Consider the following 22,010-nt stretch of genomic DNA (forward strand, 5'->3'; position numbering starts at 1 on the left):
ACCTGCTCAGAATGCGACTTATTTTATTCATCGGAAGTCTATTGATGGCTTGCTTTTATTTTCTCTTTAGCCTTTCGCATCCTCAAATTCAAGAAAATCGACCTCCAGAAATTACAATAACCGCTCCCCTTCCCAATCATACTTTTAAATGGAATTCCATATTACCTTATGAAATACAGGTTATGGATTTTGAAGACGGAAATTCCGAATACGATGAAATTAACCCCAACGAAGTACTTTTAATAGTAAGGTATTTGAAGGATTCCTCAGAGCTTAAGCCCTATTTAAAGGGCAGGTCCAACACCAATTATGAGCCATTGATCCAGATGGGCAGTTCAACTTGTTTCAATTGCCACAAGGCCAAAGGGAAATTAATTGGGCCATCCTTTGAAAGTATTGCTGCCAAATACGATAGGGACCCGAAGACCATAGAATTGCTCGCCAGTAAAATAATGACGGGCAGCAGCACTGTTTGGGGTGATGAGAAAATGCCTCCCCATCCCGATTTCTTGGCCGGGCAGGTCCAGGAATTGGTACTCTGGATTTTGGAAAATAATTCAGACCCTAATAACGATTATTTGGCTGGCGTTAAAGGGGCCATAAAAACTAAGGAAACCGCAACAGACAACGAAAAAGGTATTCTAGTGATGACAGCGATCTATAGAGATCATGGTTCCAATGATGAAGGACAAAACAGCATACAGTCCCAAAATACACTTATCCTAAAAAATCACTGACTTCTTAATGATACCAACACGGAGGTTTATCCGAAAGGTATGGCCGGTTGTTGAATAACAATTAAGAAACAAGCCTACTGTGGAAACACCACAATACTAAGCCAAGCACCATAGGAACAAAATCCTTGTGCTTGGCTTATTTGTTATTATTTCCTTTCTTATTCCGCCTGCGGTGCACTAATGGCATCCACATACCTGCCAGCCCAATAGGGCAACAAATAGATATAGGGGGCATATTCCCGTTTACCATCACTTCCGCCGTTGTTCCTATACGCGCCATTGTGCAAATGAAGTGTGCGCTCGTCTCCTGGCAACACCTCGGTATAGGTCTGGCTTCGGAAATTGGGCGCAATTTTCGTCAGGTCCTTACGGTGGTCATTATCAATTTTCCAATCGATCAGGTCCATTGGAAACTCTCGCAACCACCAGGCAGATTCCTCACTATCTATATTTTTTCCTCCAGTAAGTGCAAAAAGATAATTCCATAGCGGATTTTTTTCAGAGCGTTCCACTTCCCAATGGCTTTTTACTGCATTAAAATGTGCTTCCTTCTGCTCATCCGAAAAGGAATAATTGACAAATCCGGGAATGGTCAGAAAATACATTTCGTCATCGGAATGGTTCCATTTATTACTTAAATCCTCTCCTTCTACAAAACCGATCACCGTAGCCGGTCTGTTGGCATTCTCATCGTAGCCATATTTTTTTATTAGCTTTTCGGCTCCCTTCTTATATTTTTTATCCTGTGTAAAATGATAGGCCGTTTGTAGGAAAGACAGAATAAGCGTAGAATTTAATCTACGATCCCCTACATTGATAGGGAAGCTATTTACATATTCTGGATTCCATTTACCCCAAGCGGTAGGCTTTCCATTCCAATCCATTAAGTACCAATCGTTATCCATAATATGGTCCATCTCAATTTTTATTTGATGTATGGCCCTATCCCGCCATTCCTTATCCGGAGCAAGTTCAGCAAAAAGTGCGTACACGAAAAAATGTCCACAAGATTCATCGCTACTAGTAGTGGACTTCCATCTCCAAAGTTCGTCATCCGACAATTGCCATATCCTTCCATTTTCTTTCTCCCATTGCTGTCTCCACTCCTCGGAAAATCCATTGGCGTGAAGTCCCACTTCGTATCCATCCCTCTCAAAAGACCTTGCTGGGAACCCTTTTAAATCGGGAAGTGCCGTCAATCTTTCCATGGCTTCAAAGGCTTCATAGGCATTTTGCTTGGCATCCTCAGACTTGGTTACCGCATACCTGAACAACTCCCCTGCCAAGTACATCGAAGTCCATAGTCCGTCATTATCCGTATCGTGAAAATAGCCCGTAGATAGATCGCCGGGTGTTCTCATAGACAGATCGGTGGTAAAACCGTAGCGAATATGACGTAAACGTTGAATTTCTTGAAAATACTCCGCTTTTTGTGCCAGTGTCATGGGTGCGAAGTTAATTTTACTCATCCCTTTTTGAGTCAGGACCAGCACAATTCCGTCTGGACCTTCAGCCAAATCCACCACCTGATCGTCTACCAACCATCGTTTGGAGGCGTAATAATCGTATTTGCCATCTTCACGTAGTTTAAAGGCCCCTTTGGCGGATCCGAACCATAGGCTTCCACGAATATTTTTTACAGTGGTAATTTCTGTCCAAGGCAGTTTTTGGTCCAGTTTATTTGGGACAAATGTTTTGCGATCCAAAATCTGTATGCCATTGGAGGTCCCCAAAACAATACTGTCATCATGGAAAGTGAAGGCCGTTAAATTAGTCCCGTTGAACACCTTTTTGGAAGACTTTGAACTACTATCTATTTGGTAGAGACCATCTGCGGTTAATAGTAAAAACTGACCGGAATTAGAGTCATATTGAACGGATATAGGTTTAGGGTTGTCTATAGAAGACCTCCAAACTTCCAGATCGTTTTTAAAAACAACAAAATCGCCTTCTCCTGCTATTAAAGTCAAAAAATCGGGACCCATGCCCATGGCCATGGGAGCTTTTAGATTATGTTTAATGTATAACTTCCCTGCCCATGCGTTGCTTAAAACTGCCTTGTCCGTTAAATAAACAAACTGACCTTGGTACTCGGTCATTGCAAGAATGTTCATATCGATCAAAGGCCGGTATTGAACATCTTGACGGATACTTTTTTCATGAGGGAGCATCAGGCCCAGGCTGCTAAGCACTTTAATGACCTTATTACGATCACTGGCAATTTGAAGTAAAGCGGCATTCCCCTCCCCTTCTTCCAAAGAAAACTTTTCAGCACTATCCTGAAGAAACGGCTGATCGACATACGTTTGTGCCTTGGTAGCCAACCCCACTAATAAACAAAAACCTAAGAATAATTTTTTCATAATTTATATCAGTTGTAGAATCGATAAAAATAAATGTATGTCAACGAAGTAGTATCACTATTCTTGATGAATACCTATAGTATTTTACCCTATTAGGATTTTAACATTTATAAAATATCTTACGAAATTTTATGGAGATGTCAGTGAAGTCTTAAAATGATCAACAAAGCAACTCCAATAAAATATATAGGTATACGGTTGATTATATATGTTTATTCGGTAAAATTACCTCCAGAGACTATACTTTTAAGGACCTGTAATTTTGGCTTCGGGATTAAAGACCTATTGGAATACAGGCTAAAATTCTATGTATTCAATAGATTTGGCCAGTATACCTCTTTATAATCCCCGGCCCTTACAAAACCAATAAAGCGTTTACCAATGTTTTGATAAACGCTTTTTTAAAAGACTGCTATTTCTGCTAACTATTCCAGATCTATAATACCAACAACTTCATAGGCCCTTGTGCCATCTACCTGTACTTTTTCATACAGAATATTGCCGTACTCATAATAGGTCTGTCCGTCTATGGTTACTTTTTCATAATCTTCGGGAAGTTCATAGACTATAGTCCCAATTTCTGGTTCAACCACTTCATATTCATTCCCTATCTGGGTATAAAAAGTGCCGCCTACCGCAAAGTAGATATGGTTATTAAAATGAATTCTGCGATAGTTCGCTGGCAAGGTATTTATTCTAAATCCTATTTTAGGAGCAATTACAATATAACGGCCTCTGGAATAGGTGTAAAACCTATTATTGGAATAGTAGTAATTTTGTCCTTGGTACTTCACCACCTTTCTATTGGGTACTGTTCTTACAGAAACAACCTTCCTGGTCGGGGTTCTGTAAACCACTCTTTTACTCGACACCCTATTAGGTGTTTTTTTAGTTACCGTTCTGGTCGTTTTGGTTGTCGTAGTAGTTCGTGTCCTGGTTTGGGCCGTACCTACATATATACCACCTATAAGTAAAAAGGACAGGACGAAATATATTTTGCTATTTGTTTTCATAGTTTAAAAATTTAAAAGGTTAAACTTTAAAGTATACTTTCACTCCTTTGACCCAAATTTTCAAAATTGGTTTAATCGTAAAAAACATTTTTGGGGGATATTGGACAAAATGTTGGTTTCTATCGATAAGGGTAAAATGCCCCCGGGACCTCTACCCTACCGTTTTATTTGAGTTCAACCCAAAAAATTCTTACCTTGTCAGTTATTATGCATGCATAGTAAAAATCATAAGAAAATGACCAAGTATAAACATATTTTCGAACCTTTGGATTTAGGATTTACAACCCTTAAAAACCGCATTCTAATGGGTTCCATGCATACAGGCTTGGAAGAGCAAAAAAATGGCCTGGAAAAAATAGCAGCCTATTATGCCGAACGGGCAAAAGGAGGTGTTGGACTAATTGTTTCCGGTGGAATTTCCCCGAACGTACAAGGTTGGACGGCTCCATTTTCGGCCCGCATGAGCAGCAATAAGCACTCTAAACACCATAAGGTGATTACAGAGGCCGTACATAAGGAGGACGGTAAAATATGTATGCAAATTTTACACTCCGGGCGTTACGGCTATCACCCGTTTGCAGTGGCCCCTTCTGCCATAAAGTCGCCCATTACTCCCTTTAAACCATTTAAACTGAAGTCGTCCGGTATAAAACGTACGATCCGCGATTTTGTGAATTCGGCCCAACTAGCAAAAAAGGCAGGCTATGATGGAGTGGAAATTATGGGGTCTGAAGGCTATTTAATCAACCAATTTATTGCAGAAAAAACAAACAAGCGTACAGACGATTATGGTGGAAGCTATGAAAACCGAATGCGTTTGCCCATAGAAATAGTAAAACAGACGCGTGAAGCTGTGGGAATGGAGTTTATCATCATCTATCGTTTATCCATGTTGGATTTGGTGGAAAAAGGAAGTAGTTGGCAAGAAGTAGTAGCCTTGGGCAAGGAAATTGAAAAGGCCGGTGCTACGATTATCAATACAGGGATTGGTTGGCACGAAGCGCGAATTCCCACCATTGCCACATCGGTACCGCGCGCTGCCTTTACCTGGGTAACCAAAAAAATGAAAGAAGAACTTTCCATTCCTTTGATTACTTCCAATAGGATAAATATGCCGGAAACCGCGGAAAAAGTGCTGGCAGAAGGTCATGCAGATATGATTTCGATGGCTAGGCCATTTTTAGCGGATCCTGAATGGGTCAATAAGGCCCAAAATGATAGGGCCGATGAAATAAACACCTGCATTGGTTGTAATCAGGCTTGTTTAGACCACGTTTTTGCCCGTAAAGTAGCCAGTTGTTTGGTAAATCCGAGAGCATGTCATGAAACCGAACTTAATTATCTTCCTACAGAAGAAAAGAAAAAAATAGCTGTGGTAGGTGCCGGTCCTGCCGGATTGGCTTCAGCAACCATTGCAGCACAACGTGGACATGAGGTGACCCTATTTGATGCCGACAAGGAAATTGGCGGACAATTCAACATGGCCAAAAAAATCCCAGGAAAGGAAGAATTCTACGAAACCATTCGGTATTTTAATAAGCAATTGGAATTACATATGGTAACCGTGCAATTAAATACACGTGTAAACGCCGAAGTTTTAATAAATGGGCATTTTGATGAAGTTATTTTAGCCACCGGAATTGTACCAAGAACTCCAAAAATTGAAGGGATTGATCACCCCAAAGTGTTGAGCTATATAGATGTTTTAAAATTAAAAAAGCCTGTTGGCAAACGGGTAGCGGTTATTGGTGCGGGTGGAATTGGATTTGATGTATCCGAATATTTGGCTCACGAGGGTGAAAGCACCGCTTTAAATATTGAGGCTTGGTTAAAGGAATGGGGCATTGACAAGACTATGAAGGCCCGCAGTGGAATTGAAGGAGTGCAGGCCAAAGTGCAACCCTCACCCAGGGAAATTTTTATGTTGAAACGCAGCAAAGGAAAATTTGGTGGCGGCCTTGGAAAAACCACCGGTTGGATACATAGAACTAGCTTAAAAAATAAAAAAGTTCAATTTATCAACCAGGTGCAGTACAGCAAAATTGATGATGAAGGCTTGCATTATATTCAAAATGGAGCGCAAAAAGTGTTGGCAGTAGATAACGTTATCATTTGTGCAGGTCAATTGCCATTTAAGGAATTATTGGAACCTTTGGAAGCAAAAGGTATAAAAGTACATGTAGTTGGTGGGGCAGATGTGGCTGCCGAATTGGATGCCAAACGCGCCATAGATCAAGCCAGTAGGCTGGCGGCGATAATATAGGTAGGTCTCTATTTAAAAGTATAATATTTACAATACCAAAACCCCGCTTAAAAGCGGGGTTTGTTCATCCATCACATTTGAATATTCCTATGGATTCGTAACAAAAAAACTATTCAGTCATATTTGCCTTAAACCAAAAGTCGATCGTCACTTCTTCAGGTCTTTGATCCTGCTGCGGTCTATCTCTACCTTGACCACCACCTTGACCACCTCCCCTAGAACCACCACCACCTTGGCCTCCTCCTCTGGGACCACCGCCTTGGCCTCCTCCGCCAAAACTGATATTTGAACCTTTATCTTCAGTAGCCTTTTCCACTTTTGGGGTTACCACACCAATGGATAATTTTGAGAAATCAATATCGCCTTTAGCTATATTCTGTTTGGGCATCTTAAGATTATAGTACAATAAATTGCTTCCTTCATCATAGTTGTAACTAATGGAGATACCCAATTTATTAAGATCTAAATGAAATTCCTCCTCATAATCATTATTGATATAATTAGCTTTTTGGGGCATGGCATCCAACATGACCAAAATATCCGGCCCCTTACGATCAGCGTCTTCTTTTTCCCCGCTGTCACCTCCACCTCTGTCATTTCTTCCTTGAGATCTTTGTGGAGGTTCCATACCTAAAGGATATTGAACGGAAACCTTCTTTTTTTTCTTTCCCTTTATATCAAAATAAACATAGAAGCCAGGGTTCAACATAGAAAGCATAGTGGGTTGATCGGCCGTACTGAGTTGCACGTAAATGTTCTCGGCATCCGTATTACTATTATATTCTATCTGGTCTGCGATATTTTCCTGAAGGGGTTGAGCGTTACTCTTTACAAAGACAAACAAGGCTAGTACACCAAGCGATAGTCTTATTCTATTTAAAATAAACTTCATTGTTTTGAACTTCAAATTATTAGTATTTGGAACAAACCTAATGAATAACACAAGGTGATTTTTGTACTTTCTGTGAATAGGGATTAGTATAGTGCGAAAGTGGCTTTATTTCCTGTAGATTTTATTTTGATCTTCTATAATTGACCAAAAACAAATCTTAAGGCAAGTATCATTCGAAATGAGATTGAATTAAATCTTATGATTTATATATTTTTATGAAAATAATTTAAAATAAATTAAAAATAATTAGGAATTACGTAAAATATTGTTAAATTATAAGACATAACTAATAATTTAAACAAATATATGAGGCAACTTAAGATCACTAAACAAATTACGAACAGAGACACCAGATCATTAGAAAAGTACTTTCAAGAAATATCAAAAATTGAATTGATTACCCCAGATGAAGAGGCAGAACTGGCAAAAAGAATTCGTGAAGGAGATCAAATTGCACTCAATAAGTTAGTAAATGCCAATTTACGTTTTGTGGTTTCTGCCGCAAAACAATATCAAGGTAAAGGCTTACGGCTTTCCGACCTCATCAACGAAGGAAATATTGGCTTGGTCAAAGCGGCCCAACGTTTTGACGAGACCAGAGGATTTAAGTTTATTTCCTATGCGGTATGGTGGATCAGGCAATCTATCTTGCAGGCAATGTCCGAACATTCCCGTATGGTACGTTTGCCCCTGAACAAAATCGGAGAAATTAGTAAAATTAATAAGGTATATTCTGCCTTGGAACAGACCTTTCAACGCCCCCCAAGCGCCGTAGAGATTGCCAGGGAATTGGATATGAGCCCCGCGCAGGTGAAATTGGCCATCAAAAATTCAGGAAAACATTTGTCCATGGACGCTCCTTTTGAGGAAGGAGAATCTTCCAATTTATACAATGTTATAAAATCGAAGGAATCCAATAGTCCAGATACCCAAATGATGAAAGACTCCCTTAGAATGGATATTGAAATGGTATTAAAAACACTTCCCAGTAGGGAAAGTGAAATTATACGGCTCAATTATGGTATTGGGGAACGAAACCCGATGAGCCTCAGCCAAATTGGTGAGCTATTCGACATCACTCGGGAACGTGTACGACAAATCCGGGCAAAGGCACTTCGGATCCTTCAGAACAAATCCAGAAACCAAATATTGAAAGCGTATTTATAAAATTATATATCGCTTCTAAGAATTTAAGGCCGACTTTATAGAGTCGGCCTTAATAGTTTTCGTGCTCATGATGTTTTTGATTTAGAAGGATAAATTGTTGAGTATTAAATATACAAAACTTACATCAACATACTTTAAATTTATGGTATATCCGTACTCCGGACCGCGTTGGTATTAACCTCAATTCTAAGCACTTACCATATCTTAATTCTTTCCTCTTCTGGTTTGAAATTTCGATCCCCCGGTTTAACATCAAAAGCGTTGTAAAATGGGGTAAAGTTCATTAAGGGACCATTTACTCGCCAAATAGGGGGCGAATGCGGATCGGTCATTACATAGTTGCGCAGGAATTCCTCCCGCATTTTTACACGCCAAATATTGGCTACGGAGAGAAAAAACCGCTGGTCTGGGGTATAGCCTCCTATTTTGGTAGAATCCTGCCCCTGTTCTGTTAGTTTAAACGCATCATAGGCAATGGCAATTCCAGCGTTATCTGCCGTGTTTTCCCCAACCGTCAAGGCACCCTTTAAATGGATACTATCCAAAACCGTAAAGGCAGAATATTGGTCTATAATTTTTTGCGTTTTTGCCTTGAACTGGGTATAATCGTCCTCTGTCCACCAATTGGCAACGTTTCCGTTTTTGTCATATTGTGCCCCTTGGTCATCAAAGGCATGTGTAAACTCGTGACCTATCACCATTCCAATTCCTCCATAATTCACGGCATCATCCGCATAAAGATCAAAATATGGAGCTTGTAATATACCAGCGGGAAACACAATTTCGTTCAACGCAGGATTGTAATAAGCCGTTACAGTAGAAGGGGTAGTATGCCACTCGTCCCGATTGGGCGCCTTATTTAGTTGCTTAAGTTCGTACAGATATTCATCTTTTTGCAGGTTCACCACGTTTTCAAAGAATTTATCCCGATCTATTTCCACATTGTAAGTTCTCCATACATCTGGATAACCTATTTTTTTGTTAATGGCATATAGTTTTTCCTTGGCCTTCAACTTGGTGCTGTCGCCCATCCAATCCAGATTCTCGATACGTTTCTCCAATACTTTCTGAAAATTATTAACAAGATCCAGTGCCCGCTTTTTGGCATCTTCCTTAAAATAGCGCTTAACATATAATTGTCCCAAGGCAAAGCCTATTTGTTCATCTACGCGGCGTACCATCTGCTTGGCCCGTGGTTGTTGTTGCGCCTGACCGGTTAAAACTTTACTATATTCAAAAGCAATATCCCTAAAGGGTTTGCTTAAAATATTGGCATAAGAATCCATGGAGTGTGCTTTCAGGTACCATTTCCACTGGGCTAAAGGCACCTTGGTCAGCAACTTGTTTAAAGTGTCATAATAATTGGGTTGTGAAACCTCCAAAGAATCGACCTCCGCTCCTAGATTTTTTAATAGTGCCCTCCAACCCAAGTTGGAATGTTTTTTCTCAAGTTCGGAAACGGCCATTTTGTGATAGTTTTCTTTTATGACCCTTCGTTCTATACGCGTTTTATGGACTTGCGCCAATTGTTTTTCAATTTCGTATACAATAGCTGCCTGAGCTTTGGCATCCTTATCCCCTACCAACTCGAACAGCGAGGTCAGATATGTTTGGTAAGCCTCTTGAACCTTTTTCACAGAAGCATCTTCCTGAAAATAATAATCGCGATCGGGCATGCCCAACCCTGTCTGGGCAACATGCATAATATTTAGGGAACTATTTTTCTGATCTGGGGAAATATAGGGAGCAACCATGGAATAATCCCCATTCTTGATCTGGGTGGCCACAAAATCCATTATGCCGGAAATATCACTAATCGCCTCAATTTCATCCAAGATAGGTTGTATGGGTGTAATTCCTCTTTCATCAATACTTAGGGTATCTATCCCCGAGGCATAAAAATCGCCTACCTTTTGTTCTATACTCCCTTTGGGATGTTCTTGCTGGGATACTTCCTGTAATATATTTTTTAGCAATTCCTGCTGAGGAATATTTAAAAACCGATAGGACCCTACCCCTACCTGATCTTCTGCGATTATGGCTTTATCGAACCATTTTTTATTAACATGATTAAAGAAATCGTCCCCGGGCCTAATGGAATCTGTAATTCCGTCAAAAACAACGGTCTTATTATCGGGTTCAACATTATTCTTATTGGAAGACTCATTTTTACAGGAAAAAAATAAACAGAAAATCAAAGAGAAATAACATAGGAATTTCATAGCAGAATTGTTTTATTCGCTCTAAGATATGTTTTTCTTATTATTTAACTATGGGATTTAGTTCATAGATAGCAATAAATATTGTGGTGATAACATGTCAGGTTCAGTCCAAATTGAAAAGGTCTTTATCTGAAGTAGGTGTTTAATAAAGTTAAGGTCAGGGTGATTCAGCAAACTATACAGAAAAAACGCCCTTTCCCTTTAAATGCGGTATCTGCCTTTGGAATTATTAGATAGAAGATCAATGAAGTCCCTACACATAGACTACCCTATACTACGCAAAAAAAAAGGAGGATAATTAAATAAATAATTACCCTCCTTCCCACTAATCAACCAATCTAACCTTCTTTATTCCATTTCTATAAAGCCTACTACTTCGTAAGCCCTGCTGCCATTTATCTGTACTTTCTCGTAAAGGATGCTGGCATATTCGTAATATTCCATTCCATCTATAGCTACTTTTTCATAATCGTCCGGTAGCTCATACACTATAGTACCTATTTCGGGCTCTACCACTTCATATTCATTATTTATTTGAACATAAAATACCCCTTGGGCATTATAATAGTTGTAATTATTATAAGTGACCCGCTTATAATCTGAGGGCAAGCTACTTAATCTGAATCCTATTTTAGGGGCAATTACGATATACCTCCCCCTGGATTGTGTATAATACTTGTTGTTGGCATAATAATAATCCTGCCCCTTGTACTTAATAACTTTTCTATCGGGTACTGAACGCACTGAGACTACTTTTCGCACTGGAGTTTTATAGGTAACCTTTGTGCTTGGTACTCTATTGTAGACCGTTTTCTTTACCGTGCTTGTCTTGGTATCCCTATTGGATTTGGAATTTGAGTTCCCAACGGATTGCCCGGAAGCTTGTGTTACAAAGGCAATAGCAAGTAAAACTGATAAACTGTATATTCTAATAAATGCTTTCATAATCTTTAAGATTTTAGGTTCTGATCGTTATTAATACGTAAACTTTGAAACGTATTCATAAGCCAAAGGTATAGGTACCTAATAGAACTATGAAAGCAAATAGACAATGACTGGATTTCTATCTATGAATATTAGAATTTAACAGATTAAAATAAAAGGACTACCAGTAAATGTCGGGTATTACCGGCTGTAAAGCCATGGATGTTTTTGTTGTTTTCACTGACCGCTGCTAGTTAGTGCACCAAAAGATTAATGGTTATAAGGATTTTGACCACCCCTTTGCTTTCTGAAATAGCCACGGAAAGCATGTTATTGCATTTCTGTAGAGAGTTCTTGGCCATGAACGGTTTATTAATTTCAAGGTATTATAATACTTTGTAGCACAAATAAAATATGCACCGCTTATTTGGCCCCGACAGTAATTGTTAAGTTCTAATGATTGAAATGCATCTTCATCCCCTCATGGCTGTCCTTAAACCCAAGTTTTGTATAAAAGGCTATTGCCTTGGGCCTTTTCTTGTCCGTGGTCAACTGCAACACATGGGCCTTTCTTTCTTTTGCCCTACTTATGGCCCATTCAAACATTTTGGTTCCCATACCCGTTCCCCTATGATCCTTCCTAATTCTTACCGCTTCAATCTGGGCTCTTACTCCTCCGCGATAGGTGAGGTATTGGATAAAGGATAATTGCAAGGTGCCTACCACCTCGCCCACTTCATTTTCCACAACTATAAGTTCCTGGTTGTTATCGTTGGTTATATTCTCAAAAGCCTCATAATACTCCTCAGGGAGGGGTATTTTGAAATCCTCCCTAGTTTTTCCCAACTCATCATCTGCAATCATTTCTACAATTGCTAGAACATCATCTATTGTTGCTTTTCTAAATTTCATTTTTAGTTCTATTAACTGTTCCTTTTAACCTTTCAACCATTAATATGTACAAAACCAATATAAAGGCCATCCCAAATCCTAAAACACCAATATTAACTCCCAATAATGTTTTTTCACTTCCATCCAAATATTTCATGGAACCACCATAAGCATTCTTTAAGCCATAAGCCAATAAGAAGCCCCCTGTTACCAATAAACTTAAAATACCACTGATCTTGGTTTCCTTTTTAACCCAAACCAACCATAGACAAAGCGCCCCTATACCAGAATTTGTAATTAATTGCCATACCTCATGTATTCTAACATGGGGAGTCCAATTGGGATTGAAAACATGGGTTTCATTGATTTCCAAAAAAGGAACCACAATAGCATAAAGTAGAACACTGAAGGTTATTATTGATCTTTTCATGTGCTTATAAGTTTTCGTACAATTTTTCGGTTGCCTTTTTGAGATCAGCCTTAGGTAAAAACTGGTCGGCTATAGTGAGTATAGCATTTAAATTATCCCGAAATCTTTCTAATTTAATTTCACCTGGTTTGATGGATGTCTGCAATAAATGCAACGCCATATCGGCCAAAAGCATACGCTGTTTATCCAACCACTCCGTATCACCTTTATTCGCGGGATTATTCAAATAACTCTTTTCAACTTGACTATGCAACGCCCAACTAATGTCCAATATTTTTAATTTCTCTTCTTTGGTCATCTTTTAGTCATCTTTTTTAATCATCGATTTATTAAAATAAGTTGCCTCTTCAAAATCCCGAATGTTTATGGATATAATCGGGACTTCCGGAAACACTTGCTTTAATTTGGTTACCACTGCTTTTGATAACATAGCCTTTTGTTCTACCGTCCTTCCTTCCATAATATTGGCAAAAATGTGAACAAAATCATTCTTAGAGTTCCCAATATTGTAATATTTAAATGGATTGATTCTCACCTTTATATCCCCAGGATCAAAAAGTTCGGTAGACTCGGCGGCATCATATACATTTTGCATAATCTCCTGAGGTGATTTTAATGAAACAATGTTTTCCGAACAATCTATTATAAAATGTGGCATACGTTTAAGGTTTTAATAATTCTTTCCCGTTATCACTTACTGTATTTTGTAAAGAAGGTGGATTCCAAATTCCTGTATCTGTAGTTTCCTTTACATATTCCGAGAAATCCTTTGGCTTTCTTCCCAATACTTTCTCGATATCATGTGTAATCTCCGCATTGTCCGGGTTGCCAAGAACCTCCGTAAACAAGTACTCTATCAGCCAAACAAAATCGGCAGGGACTCCCTGTTGCTTCATTACTTGGGTATAGGCCGAAAGGGCTATTGGCGTAAATGCAATTTCCCTTCCAGTGGCTTCCGCAATTTCCCGGATCACTTCTTTAAAGGTAAGTTGTCTTGGACCCGTAAGTTGGTAAATCTGTCCATTGTGCTTTTCGTTCAACAAGGCGGCTACGGCCACATCGGCAATATCATCCGTATCTACGTAGGGAACTTTAACATCTGCCTGTGGCAAGGCTACAAAGCCCTCCAAAATAGGTTCCAAGAAGAAGCTTTCACTAAAATTTTGATTAAACCAGCTAGCCCTAACAATGGTATAGTCCAGACCAGAGTGAATCACCACTTGTTCACAGAGTTCAGCTTCGCGCTCTCCTTTTCCAGATAAGAGCACTATCTTTTTCACGCCCGATTGTTTGGCTTTTCTGATCAATTCCTCTATTGCCTCCAAAGCTCCCGGAACCGCTAGGTCTGGTTGAAAGGTGATATAGACTTTGTCCATCCCTAGTAGGCTCTCCGACCAGGTTTCTGGTTGTTCCCAATCAAAGGCCGGGGAAGCCGATCTGGAACCTATCCTCACCTTATGGCCAGCCTTAATTAATCTATCTACTACTTTGCGGCCCGTCTTACCAGTACCGCCGATGACTAAAATATTATTCTTGTTTTCCATTTTTATTGTTATTTAAATTTATTTTTAAGAATTATGAAGACTATTAAATATTGTTCTTTGTGGCTTGTATTAACCCTATTAGCAGTAAGAGAAAGGAAATAACCGAGGTGATGGTCCTAATAAGGTGCAAACGATTCCATTTTAGTTCGAAGCTTTCCCTCAATTGTCCCAATTCGTTCCCGCTTGCCGTATTCAAATTAACTTTATCCAGCATCTCATTTAAAGGAACGTTCCCGAAAATGGTGACTAGCACAACTCCAAAGAAGTAGGTAGCCGTGGCCGAAGCCAATAGCCACATAAGTGTAGCCGGACTTCCTTTGAACCAATACAAACAGATAAACCCGAGTATGGAAGGACCAAAGAACACCACAAAGAACAGGGGATTTATTATGGTTCGGTTCATTTGTTGAAAGGACATCAAATAACCCTGGTCATCCAACCTTCCAATTCCGGGGGTAATGGCATTGGTCCAAGTGAAGCATAGTCCCGCCGATAGACCGGTCAATATTATCAATACGCTGATCAATATAGTTTCAAGTGTGATATCCATGGCCTTAATTCTTTAGAAGTTTAGTTTTTGGGTAAACACGGGAATACCAGTACAACACGGATACCAATAAAAACTCAGCCGCTATGATCCAGAATCCCAAGGAGGTAAAAAAGCTAAAATGACTACCTCCTTTTGGGATTACGAAGAAGGGGACCGTGATTAAAGCGTCCAATATAACAGCAGTCAACAACATGGTTTGCCCCACCAGATATCCGTGGGTTTGAAGGTCCTTTTTGTAGTAAAAAGTACATCCGAACCAGACCAAAGGTATCACCACAACAAACAATACAAGATTTGCCTGAGTCTCCATATTTTCCATGATGGGTATACTATAAGAAACTGAATAAAAAAGAATGGCAATAATCCAAATGACTATTCCAATAAGCAGTGCGCGTTTAATTTTCATGACTTTTATTTTTTAAAGTTACATGCCAAAATTATTGGAGTGCGCTTAGGACGGCTTGTCCCAAATGGAGTAAGATTTGTTCGAAAAGGAATTTACTTGATCTGACTAGGTCTATAGCCAAATTTTTTCTCAAAGGCGTTGGAAAATGAACTTAGACTATCATAGCCTACATGCCAGGCAGCTTCCTGTACCGAAGCATCCCGATTTCTGATCAACTTATGGGCCAAGGTCAATCGTTCGTTTTGAAGGTATTTGAACACGGGAACGCCAAAATATGCCTTAAAGTCTTTTTTTAATTTAAAGGTATTTAACCCTATTTGCCTGGAAAGCTCGTTAAGGGAAGGAGGGTTATCAATATTCTTCAATAAAATATCTTTGGCCTCATTGAGTTGGCCTCGTTCCTGGACGTTTATTTTTTCTGTTTTTAAGCTGGCCAATTGGCCAAAAAAATGGGAAAGCAGCGCTGTTATCTGACTTCGGAAAAACATCATTTTGGTTTTTCCCTCGTATTGAATATTAAATAAACTATCAACAATGGCTTGCATTTCCGGAGTCATGATAAAATGTGGTCCTTCCACATAATGATCCGAAGGGTTCACCAACTGTGCCAACATTTCTCCGAATAATTCACCTTCTTGATTGGGAAGTTTATCCAGTACTTTTATGGAAGTGGCAATTACCAAGCATTCCAATGGCTTGGAGGAGGAGACCGTATGTATAAATTCTACCTTATCATCCGCATAAAATGAAAGTGCCAATCCCTTGGTATAATTGAAGTCTTTTTGTTTGTCCCCATATTTTACCTTTAAATCAACATTTCCTGAACCATAAAAAGCAACCGCGATCAAAGGCTCTTCAAAGGAGCATGAATCTATGGTAGCCTCATTTACTTTGGCTTCTTCTACCAAAATAATAAAGTCGTTTATATCTATAATATCCCTTGTCATATAGCGTAGAACGAATTTACAAAATTTTGGGTTTGTACAGCCGGCTACCTATAGATGTCCGTAATATCAAAAAAATCCGGCTACCTTTACAAGTAGCCGAATCTTCATCGGGGGAACAACAAAATTAATCAACCTGACGGTTCATCAACATAAAAACTAATCGTTCAAATAATTATTTACTGCTGTAGCACGAGCGCTAACGTGACTATTTAATTGACTTATGGCAGCCTGAAAATCGGCACTTGAACTTAGAAATGAAAACCCGGAAACTTCAAGGTTGGCATACGGTTCTACCAATGCCGAATAGACTGCATATTTGGATTGCATAGTACTCACATTAAAGGCATTATCTACCACTTCCAGTACATAGGCATCATACTGTGCCCTATAGGTGGCATCCTCATACAAATATCCTATTAATGGCCATTGGGTATGATTTAGATCTGAAAAATCCAAAGCCAATGACCCTTCCCTATTACCATTTTGCAAAGCCTCATTATTATCCCATGGTATCCATGATAATTTTTCCGTATCCGGATTATTGTACAGATAATAATTATGGGTCATTCTGCCATAAGTATCCCAATTTTGAATTACGGTATTAACAGCCAAATATTTCAAAAAGGTATCAGTGTCAAAAACACTTTCCAAATTGGCACGCCAAGTTTCGGGATCCGTTGTTCTGTTTGTTGCATGCAAAGCCGTAAAGACACTTTGTATATCGCTAAAATCGGCCTCATCCTCATTGGTCTTCTTTACAAATACATCTTCGGTGAATGTGCCCTCTGCAAAACTGGCACCGGTGCCATCAGGTTTGTATAAATTACCATCATTATCCGAAAACTGGGTATCTATTACCGTGTCATCAACTTCTTCAACCAAAGTATACACTCCAAAATATTGTGGTCCATCGCCATGATCCACATAAACGGTATAAAACGCGGCGTGTGAACTTGCTATACCGGCATCCCTGAAAATATCGGTAGCCACCTTTTCCCTTAACATGGATTTGTCATTGTAGTTATTTTTCAAACTCAATTTCTTAAAACCATAAAATCGTTGATTGTCTATTTGGGGATATTGATCTTCAAATTCATCAAAATCAAGCTTGAAGGATAATTTTAGGATACCACTGCTCCAGCTCGACTGTAAACTGGAATTGCCTTTAAAACGCACACCTACCCTATACCATTCCTTGCCATTGTACATAACATCACCAGGGACAAAAATAGGGTCTTCATCTACCTCTGCCAATCCACCTCCACCAGGTCCTCCACTTCCACCAAAAGCTCCATAAAGTGAAGTCATATCATCCAGCATACTCTGCCAACGCTCTTCGGTGATTACAATATCCAATCGTTTTACAGCTTCATCCTCAAAAACTTCATCAAAATTTGGATCTGCGGATTTGCTATGTGTGTCATCGGTCCAGTCCACGGCTTCAAAATCGGTATCGGAATAGGTCTCTACATAGGTTCCACTTTCTATTACCACTTCCCCCTCATCTACCGACGTACTTACCGCGGCATCGTTGGAGCAGGAAAGCACCACAAATAATTGCGTCATCAATAAAAACAATAAGCTTAATTTTCTCATCATTGTATACTTTAGGACTATTATTACCTTACAAAGATGTTAATAGGAAGTAAATGAATTTAGTAAAATCAGCGAATGCCGTATTCTTTTAAGTAAATAGGGATAATTATTTGGTGAGTAAATTAATGGATCTCCAGAAAAGTGATACATTGCGGTACTATTTATAAAAGAGTCTTAAGGGCGCCTTCCCCATATCCAGAAATTAATTTATTAGTGATTCTGCCTTTTTCCCGGATTCCCTAATCAAAGCACTTGCCAAAGCGGTGGTTGCATCTATAATTAGACTATACTCTCCTAATTGTAGCTTTGCCCATTATATTTTTGCCGACTTTTTATTCTTTTGAAATTCTGGCAATACTTTTTCTGCCAGTCGCTCCAAGGTGCGTTCCATATCATTGGAATTGAACCTTAGATTTATACTAACATGGTTTACACCAATAGTTTTTAAATGATGTAAATAGGTGTTCAAATAATTAGCACCCGTCCTAAAGCCCAAATGAATGGGTTCTGGCCTAAAATCATCGTCTTCTTGAAGATCTACATACATAGGTTGCATAAAAGGCTTGTCAAATATACATGTTTCAGCAACCAATGCCCGCCACTCCTCAATTCTGTATTTTTGTTGTCTAGGGTCTCTGGGGTAATACATCCATCCATTGGCGTTTTTGGCATTCCACTCCAAGGACTGCTGACTAAAGCCGGTCATCAATAAGGGAATTTTATGGTTTTTGGCTTTTGGAAGTATATCTATATCTCCTTTTAAAACGCCATAATTTTTGGTTTCCAATTTAGGGTAACTCTGCTGTGACTTACGAATGTATTTAAAGGCCTCCCGAAACAATTCCCCACGGTTCTCATATTCGATTCCCATTGCGGGATATTCGTCGGATCTATCGCCTGAAGCCACTCCTAAAAGCAACCTCCCGCCTGACAATTGATCTATGGTGGCAGCGGATTTTACCACATGAACTGGGTGATGCAATGGCAGCGCGATACTGGAAACACCCAGTGCAATTTTTTTGGTTTTAGCTGCCAAAAATCCTAAATAAGTAAAGGGATCGTACATCTGGCCCGAATCGCCAAAAGAGGGTACATTAAAGGGTACGTCACGAATCCAAAGGGCCTTGAAGCCCAATTCTTCCAATAATTCCACACGTTCCAAATGATGCTCCATGGTAGGCATTAAGCCTTGATCGTAGTTCTCTATTGGCATTGAAATTCCAATGCTCAGTTCATCGGGTCGGAATACACTATTGTATGCTTTGTTAATGGGCTCGAAATCCTTCATATGCTTTTCCTTCGGGGGTTTAACTATTTTATTCTATGAATCTGTCCTACAGCTTCATTATTATATTGGCGATTGCCACCTTAGCTTTTAATATTACCGCTATACCTCTATATACGTTGAAGCTGTCCAAATTAGCTCTTCCAGAAATACATTTGTGAAGTATTACCGAGGCTTAAGGCCTTTCCAAGTAGCTGTGCAATTTTCATACCGTTCCTGGATTCTGATAGTTTCCCTATCATATTCCACACATCATTAATGACCAAGAGAACCCGCATCAACCTAAGATATAGCCTTCAATAGTGTAATTGTTTAATTGAACTTGACTATAAAGTTCTTGCCTTTTCAGGATATTTAGCAATAATAGGTCCCCTGAATAAATTGGAAATCACAGCGTATTGTGTAAAAATTATCCTGCCGTACTTTTATAAAGATAAGAAAAACCAATTTTATATATCAGCTATAATAGGGGTAACTGTGTTTTGGAAGTCAACTATATAAATACACCCTCCCACATTTTTATATATTTGCTACAAAAAAGTAATGAACAATATTAGTTATTTAATGTTGCGCCTGGCGATAGGATTAAGCATGTTTGGGCACGGATTGGTACGTTTGCCCAAACTATCGGGTTTTAGTAAATGGATGGTCAAAAGTTTTGAGGGCTCCATGTTACCGGAAATCATTGTTGTGCCCTTTAGTTATGCACTTCCCGTACTTGAACTTTGTGTAGGGCTTCTATTGCTTATAGGCCTATTTACCAGGCAAGCGATTCTTTTGGGGGCGCTGATCATGCTCATGTTGATCTTTGGAACCACTTTAATAGAAAACTGGGCAATATTACCGTCACAACTTTTCCATGTAGTCTTTTTTGCAGTACTGATGAATTATATTGAAGATAATAGCTGGGCATTGGACCTCAAATTAAAATAAGCGGATAATTGTTCAGGAGAGTGGATGGCCCAAAACTTCATTGGTAAGCCTTATAAGTTGCCTTATCTTTTCTTGGTCATAAGCATCGGTATGGGCTGGGGCAAATACTCCTCGATCCTCTCCCATATCGTTATTAAAATATTTTCCCGAATCGTTTTTATACATTTCTGAAATGGACAAGTCCACTAATAGGTTTGCCCCTTTTTCAGCTGGGGCCCAATGCTGTCCATAGGCTTCGTTGGCCATTTTAGTGTTTAACAAGGAACCGGGGTTCACAGCAATTACAGTAAGATCCTGTTCTTTGGCGGCTAGGTCAAAACTCCACATGGTCAATGCCAATTTGCTTTGAGCATAGGCTGCATTCGCGGACAACCGAACTTCTCCCGTCATAACTCCCTTCAATACAGTATCTTGCGCAGCAGAACTTAAATTAATAATACGTGAGGTTTTCGATTTTTTTAATGATGGAAGTAAGGCATTGGTCAATACATAAGGGGCAAGATAATTAACTACAATTCGGATATCCAATCCGTCCCCATTAACGGAGTTCTTGCTTTTAAGAATTCCTGCATTATTAAGGAGGATATCAATTTTAGGGACCTCGTTTTTTATTTGTTCGGCCATTTTTAACACCTCCCCCAGATCTGAAAAATCGGCCACAAACCCTTTTATTTTTTCATTTTTAGATATGGTTTTGATTTCCGAAATAACACTTAGAAGTTTTGCGGAATTTCTTCCATGTAGATATATTTCGTGACCTTCCTTGGCCAATTGTATTGCGGCCAGTTTCCCTATGCCGTCGGTACTTCCCGTGATCAGAATGGTTTTTTTCATGAGAACGTTATTTCTTTTTTATTCGATTGAAATTCTGGCAATACTTTTTCTGCCAGTCGCTCCAAGGTACCTTCCATATCATTTGAATTGAACCTTAAATTGATACTTACATGGTTTACGCCAATAGTTTTTAAATGATGTAAATAGGTATTCAAATAATTAACACCCGTCCTAAAACCCAAATGAATGGGTTGTGGCCTAAAATTATCGTCTTCCTGAAGATCCACATATAAAGGTTGCATAAAAGGTTTGTCAAATTCACTTGACTCGGAGACCAATGCCCGCCATTCCTCAATTCTGTATTTCTGTTGTCTGGGATCCCTGGGATAGTACATCCACCCATCCGCCTGTTCTGCATTCCACTCCAAGGTTTGCTGACTAAAACCGGTCATCAACATGGGAATTTTATGGCTTTTGGCTTTTGGAAGTATATCTATATGCCCTTTTAATTCGCCAAAGTTTTTTGTTTCCAATTGAGGAAAACTCTGCTGTGACTTACGAATGTATTGGAAGGCTTCGCGAAATAACTCACCGCGAATATCATAATCGATACCCATGGCGGGATATTCGTCAAATCGATCACCGGAAGCCACCCCTAAAAGCAACCTCCCGCCTGATAATTGATCTATGGTGGCAGCGGATTTTGCTACATGCACCGGATGGTGCAAGGGCAAAGCGATACTGGAAACACCCAATGCTATTTTTGTAGTCTTGGCCGCCAAAAATCCCAAATAGGTAAAGGGATCGTACATCTGACCCGCATCGCCAAAGGAAGGTACGTTAAAAGGTACATCCCTGATCCACAAAGATTTAAACCCTAAGGCTTCAATAAGCTCTACACGCTCCAAGTGATGCTCCATGGAAGGCAGAAGCCCCTGGTCGTAGTTCTCTATAGGCACTACTATTCCAATGCTCAGTTCATCAGCTTTGAATACACTATTGTATGCATTGTTAATGGGTTCGAATTCTCTCATCTTAAATTATTTTGTCTGCAAAGTCCCTCTTTATTTAAA

Annotated in this window: 21 protein-coding genes; 4 read left to right on the forward strand and 17 right to left on the reverse strand. The window is 39.4% G+C overall.

Annotated features, from left to right (window positions below; all coding sequences use genetic code 11):
• Nucleotides 1–11 precede the first annotated feature (11 nt).
• Nucleotides 12–737: a c-type cytochrome gene (locus BUA60_RS09090; protein ID WP_143153155.1), complete on the forward strand. Its 726-nt coding sequence runs from the start codon at nt 12–14 to the stop codon at nt 735–737.
• Between the two features lie 158 nt (nt 738–895).
• On the opposite strand, the gene BUA60_RS09095 is transcribed toward BUA60_RS09090, so the two are convergent.
• Nucleotides 896–3,100 carry a hypothetical protein gene (locus BUA60_RS09095; RefSeq protein WP_072861422.1) on the reverse strand — a complete coding sequence of 735 codons (2,205 nt, stop codon included), beginning with the start codon at nt 3,098–3,100 and terminating at the stop codon, nt 896–898.
• 425 nt (nt 3,101–3,525) lie between these two features.
• On the reverse strand, nt 3,526–4,113 hold the full coding sequence (locus BUA60_RS09105; RefSeq protein WP_072861424.1) for a DUF6515 family protein: 588 nt from the start codon (nt 4,111–4,113) through the stop codon (nt 3,526–3,528).
• Between the two features lie 235 nt (nt 4,114–4,348).
• Between BUA60_RS09105 and BUA60_RS09110 the strand changes: the two genes are divergently transcribed.
• On the forward strand, nt 4,349–6,376 hold the full coding sequence (locus BUA60_RS09110) for an NADPH-dependent 2,4-dienoyl-CoA reductase (RefSeq protein WP_072861425.1): 2,028 nt from the start codon (nt 4,349–4,351) through the stop codon (nt 6,374–6,376).
• 109 nt (nt 6,377–6,485) lie between these two features.
• Here BUA60_RS09110 and BUA60_RS23020 read toward each other — a convergent pair whose 3' ends face one another.
• Nucleotides 6,486–7,268 (reverse strand): hypothetical protein, encoded by a 783-nt coding sequence (locus tag BUA60_RS23020; RefSeq protein ID WP_072861426.1) that lies wholly within the window; start codon nt 7,266–7,268, stop codon nt 6,486–6,488.
• Nucleotides 7,269–7,574: 306 nt separating this feature from the next.
• On the opposite strand from BUA60_RS23020, the gene BUA60_RS09120 reads away from it, so the two are divergent.
• A complete protein-coding gene (locus BUA60_RS09120; protein WP_072861427.1) occupies nt 7,575–8,435 on the forward strand; it encodes a sigma-70 family RNA polymerase sigma factor in 861 nt (286 codons plus the stop codon).
• A gap of 194 nt (nt 8,436–8,629) precedes the next feature.
• Here the strand turns inward: BUA60_RS09120 and BUA60_RS09125 are convergent, their stop codons facing one another.
• From BUA60_RS09125 to BUA60_RS09180, 12 genes are all read right to left on the reverse strand, one after another.
• Nucleotides 8,630–10,657 carry a M13 family metallopeptidase gene (locus BUA60_RS09125; RefSeq protein WP_072861428.1) on the reverse strand — a complete coding sequence of 676 codons (2,028 nt, stop codon included), beginning with the start codon at nt 10,655–10,657 and terminating at the stop codon, nt 8,630–8,632.
• A 348-nt stretch (nt 10,658–11,005) separates the two neighbouring features.
• Entirely contained in the window at nt 11,006–11,602 is a 597-nt protein-coding gene (locus BUA60_RS09130) for a DUF6515 family protein (protein ID WP_072861429.1), read from the reverse strand.
• A 432-nt stretch (nt 11,603–12,034) separates the two neighbouring features.
• Nucleotides 12,035–12,493: a GNAT family N-acetyltransferase gene (locus BUA60_RS09135; RefSeq protein WP_072861430.1), complete on the reverse strand. Its 459-nt coding sequence runs from the start codon at nt 12,491–12,493 to the stop codon at nt 12,035–12,037.
• Nucleotides 12,483–12,902 (reverse strand): hypothetical protein, encoded by a 420-nt coding sequence (locus BUA60_RS09140; protein ID WP_072861431.1) that lies wholly within the window; start codon nt 12,900–12,902, stop codon nt 12,483–12,485. The genes BUA60_RS09135 and BUA60_RS09140 overlap by 11 nt, the downstream gene beginning before the upstream one ends.
• Before the next feature lie 4 nt (nt 12,903–12,906).
• Nucleotides 12,907–13,200 (reverse strand): hypothetical protein, encoded by a 294-nt coding sequence (locus BUA60_RS09145; RefSeq protein WP_072861432.1) that lies wholly within the window; start codon nt 13,198–13,200, stop codon nt 12,907–12,909.
• Nucleotides 13,201–13,203: 3 nt separating this feature from the next.
• A complete protein-coding gene (locus tag BUA60_RS09150; RefSeq protein WP_072861433.1) occupies nt 13,204–13,560 on the reverse strand; it encodes a 5-carboxymethyl-2-hydroxymuconate Delta-isomerase in 357 nt (118 codons plus the stop codon).
• 4 nt (nt 13,561–13,564) lie between these two features.
• Nucleotides 13,565–14,446, reverse strand: coding sequence for an NmrA family NAD(P)-binding protein (locus tag BUA60_RS09155; RefSeq protein WP_072861434.1), 882 nt, complete (start codon nt 14,444–14,446; stop codon nt 13,565–13,567).
• Between the two features lie 43 nt (nt 14,447–14,489).
• Nucleotides 14,490–14,996, reverse strand: a complete 507-nt coding sequence (locus BUA60_RS09160) for an anthrone oxygenase family protein (protein ID WP_072861435.1) — start codon at nt 14,994–14,996, stop codon at nt 14,490–14,492.
• A gap of 4 nt (nt 14,997–15,000) precedes the next feature.
• The gene (locus BUA60_RS09165) at nt 15,001–15,402 is read right to left on the reverse strand and encodes a DUF5367 family protein (protein ID WP_072861436.1); all 402 of its coding nucleotides are present in this window, start codon (nt 15,400–15,402) and stop codon (nt 15,001–15,003) included.
• Nucleotides 15,403–15,494: 92 nt separating this feature from the next.
• Nucleotides 15,495–16,349, reverse strand: a complete 855-nt coding sequence (locus BUA60_RS09170) for a helix-turn-helix domain-containing protein (RefSeq protein WP_072861437.1) — start codon at nt 16,347–16,349, stop codon at nt 15,495–15,497.
• Nucleotides 16,350–16,505: 156 nt separating this feature from the next.
• Nucleotides 16,506–17,948, reverse strand: coding sequence for a CotH kinase family protein (locus BUA60_RS09175; protein WP_072861438.1), 1,443 nt, complete (start codon nt 17,946–17,948; stop codon nt 16,506–16,508).
• A gap of 310 nt (nt 17,949–18,258) precedes the next feature.
• Nucleotides 18,259–19,233, reverse strand: a complete 975-nt coding sequence (locus BUA60_RS09180; RefSeq protein ID WP_072861439.1) for an LLM class oxidoreductase — start codon at nt 19,231–19,233, stop codon at nt 18,259–18,261.
• Between the two features lie 540 nt (nt 19,234–19,773).
• Here BUA60_RS09180 and BUA60_RS09185 point away from each other — a divergent pair.
• Complete coding sequence (locus tag BUA60_RS09185; protein WP_072861440.1) at nt 19,774–20,163, forward strand: DoxX family membrane protein; 390 nt, start codon at nt 19,774–19,776, stop codon at nt 20,161–20,163.
• Nucleotides 20,164–20,175: 12 nt separating this feature from the next.
• On the opposite strand, the gene BUA60_RS09190 is transcribed toward BUA60_RS09185, so the two are convergent.
• Nucleotides 20,176–20,997, reverse strand: a complete 822-nt coding sequence (locus tag BUA60_RS09190; RefSeq protein ID WP_072861441.1) for an SDR family NAD(P)-dependent oxidoreductase — start codon at nt 20,995–20,997, stop codon at nt 20,176–20,178.
• The gene (locus BUA60_RS09195; protein WP_072861442.1) at nt 20,994–21,971 is read right to left on the reverse strand and encodes an LLM class oxidoreductase; all 978 of its coding nucleotides are present in this window, start codon (nt 21,969–21,971) and stop codon (nt 20,994–20,996) included. Before BUA60_RS09195 ends, BUA60_RS09190 begins: the two co-directional genes overlap by 4 nt.
• Nucleotides 21,972–22,010: the final 39 nt, after the last annotated feature.

Source organism: Arenibacter palladensis (assembly GCF_900129275.1).
In the GTDB taxonomy this organism is placed as follows: domain Bacteria; phylum Bacteroidota; class Bacteroidia; order Flavobacteriales; family Flavobacteriaceae; genus Arenibacter; species Arenibacter palladensis.

What these genes read in the sequence shown, in the direction of transcription:
- BUA60_RS09095 (WP_072861422.1), bottom strand. Translation starts at nt 3,100, where the DNA reads ATGAAAAAATTATTCTTAGGTTTTTGTTTATTAGTGGGGTTGGCTACC.
- BUA60_RS09105 (WP_072861424.1), bottom strand. Translation starts at nt 4,113, where the DNA reads ATGAAAACAAATAGCAAAATATATTTCGTCCTGTCCTTTTTACTTATA.
- BUA60_RS09185 (WP_072861440.1), top strand. Translation starts at nt 19,774, where the DNA reads ATGAACAATATTAGTTATTTAATGTTGCGCCTGGCGATAGGATTAAGC.
- BUA60_RS09165 (WP_072861436.1), bottom strand. Translation starts at nt 15,402, where the DNA reads ATGAAAATTAAACGCGCACTGCTTATTGGAATAGTCATTTGGATTATT.
- BUA60_RS09160 (WP_072861435.1), bottom strand. Translation starts at nt 14,996, where the DNA reads ATGGATATCACACTTGAAACTATATTGATCAGCGTATTGATAATATTG.
- BUA60_RS09110 (WP_072861425.1), top strand. Translation starts at nt 4,349, where the DNA reads ATGACCAAGTATAAACATATTTTCGAACCTTTGGATTTAGGATTTACA.
- BUA60_RS09190 (WP_072861441.1), bottom strand. Translation starts at nt 20,997, where the DNA reads ATGAAAAAAACCATTCTGATCACGGGAAGTACCGACGGCATAGGGAAA.
- BUA60_RS09195 (WP_072861442.1), bottom strand. Translation starts at nt 21,971, where the DNA reads ATGAGAGAATTCGAACCCATTAACAATGCATACAATAGTGTATTCAAA.
- BUA60_RS09155 (WP_072861434.1), bottom strand. Translation starts at nt 14,446, where the DNA reads ATGGAAAACAAGAATAATATTTTAGTCATCGGCGGTACTGGTAAGACG.
- BUA60_RS09170 (WP_072861437.1), bottom strand. Translation starts at nt 16,349, where the DNA reads ATGACAAGGGATATTATAGATATAAACGACTTTATTATTTTGGTAGAA.
- BUA60_RS09135 (WP_072861430.1), bottom strand. Translation starts at nt 12,493, where the DNA reads ATGAAATTTAGAAAAGCAACAATAGATGATGTTCTAGCAATTGTAGAA.
- BUA60_RS09090 (WP_143153155.1), top strand. Translation starts at nt 12, where the DNA reads ATGCGACTTATTTTATTCATCGGAAGTCTATTGATGGCTTGCTTTTAT.
- BUA60_RS09120 (WP_072861427.1), top strand. Translation starts at nt 7,575, where the DNA reads ATGAGGCAACTTAAGATCACTAAACAAATTACGAACAGAGACACCAGA.
- BUA60_RS09125 (WP_072861428.1), bottom strand. Translation starts at nt 10,657, where the DNA reads ATGAAATTCCTATGTTATTTCTCTTTGATTTTCTGTTTATTTTTTTCC.
- BUA60_RS09130 (WP_072861429.1), bottom strand. Translation starts at nt 11,602, where the DNA reads ATGAAAGCATTTATTAGAATATACAGTTTATCAGTTTTACTTGCTATT.
- BUA60_RS09175 (WP_072861438.1), bottom strand. Translation starts at nt 17,948, where the DNA reads ATGATGAGAAAATTAAGCTTATTGTTTTTATTGATGACGCAATTATTT.
- BUA60_RS23020 (WP_072861426.1), bottom strand. Translation starts at nt 7,268, where the DNA reads ATGAAGTTTATTTTAAATAGAATAAGACTATCGCTTGGTGTACTAGCC.
- BUA60_RS09145 (WP_072861432.1), bottom strand. Translation starts at nt 13,200, where the DNA reads ATGACCAAAGAAGAGAAATTAAAAATATTGGACATTAGTTGGGCGTTG.
- BUA60_RS09140 (WP_072861431.1), bottom strand. Translation starts at nt 12,902, where the DNA reads ATGAAAAGATCAATAATAACCTTCAGTGTTCTACTTTATGCTATTGTG.
- BUA60_RS09150 (WP_072861433.1), bottom strand. Translation starts at nt 13,560, where the DNA reads ATGCCACATTTTATAATAGATTGTTCGGAAAACATTGTTTCATTAAAA.
- BUA60_RS09180 (WP_072861439.1), bottom strand. Translation starts at nt 19,233, where the DNA reads ATGAAGGATTTCGAGCCCATTAACAAAGCATACAATAGTGTATTCCGA.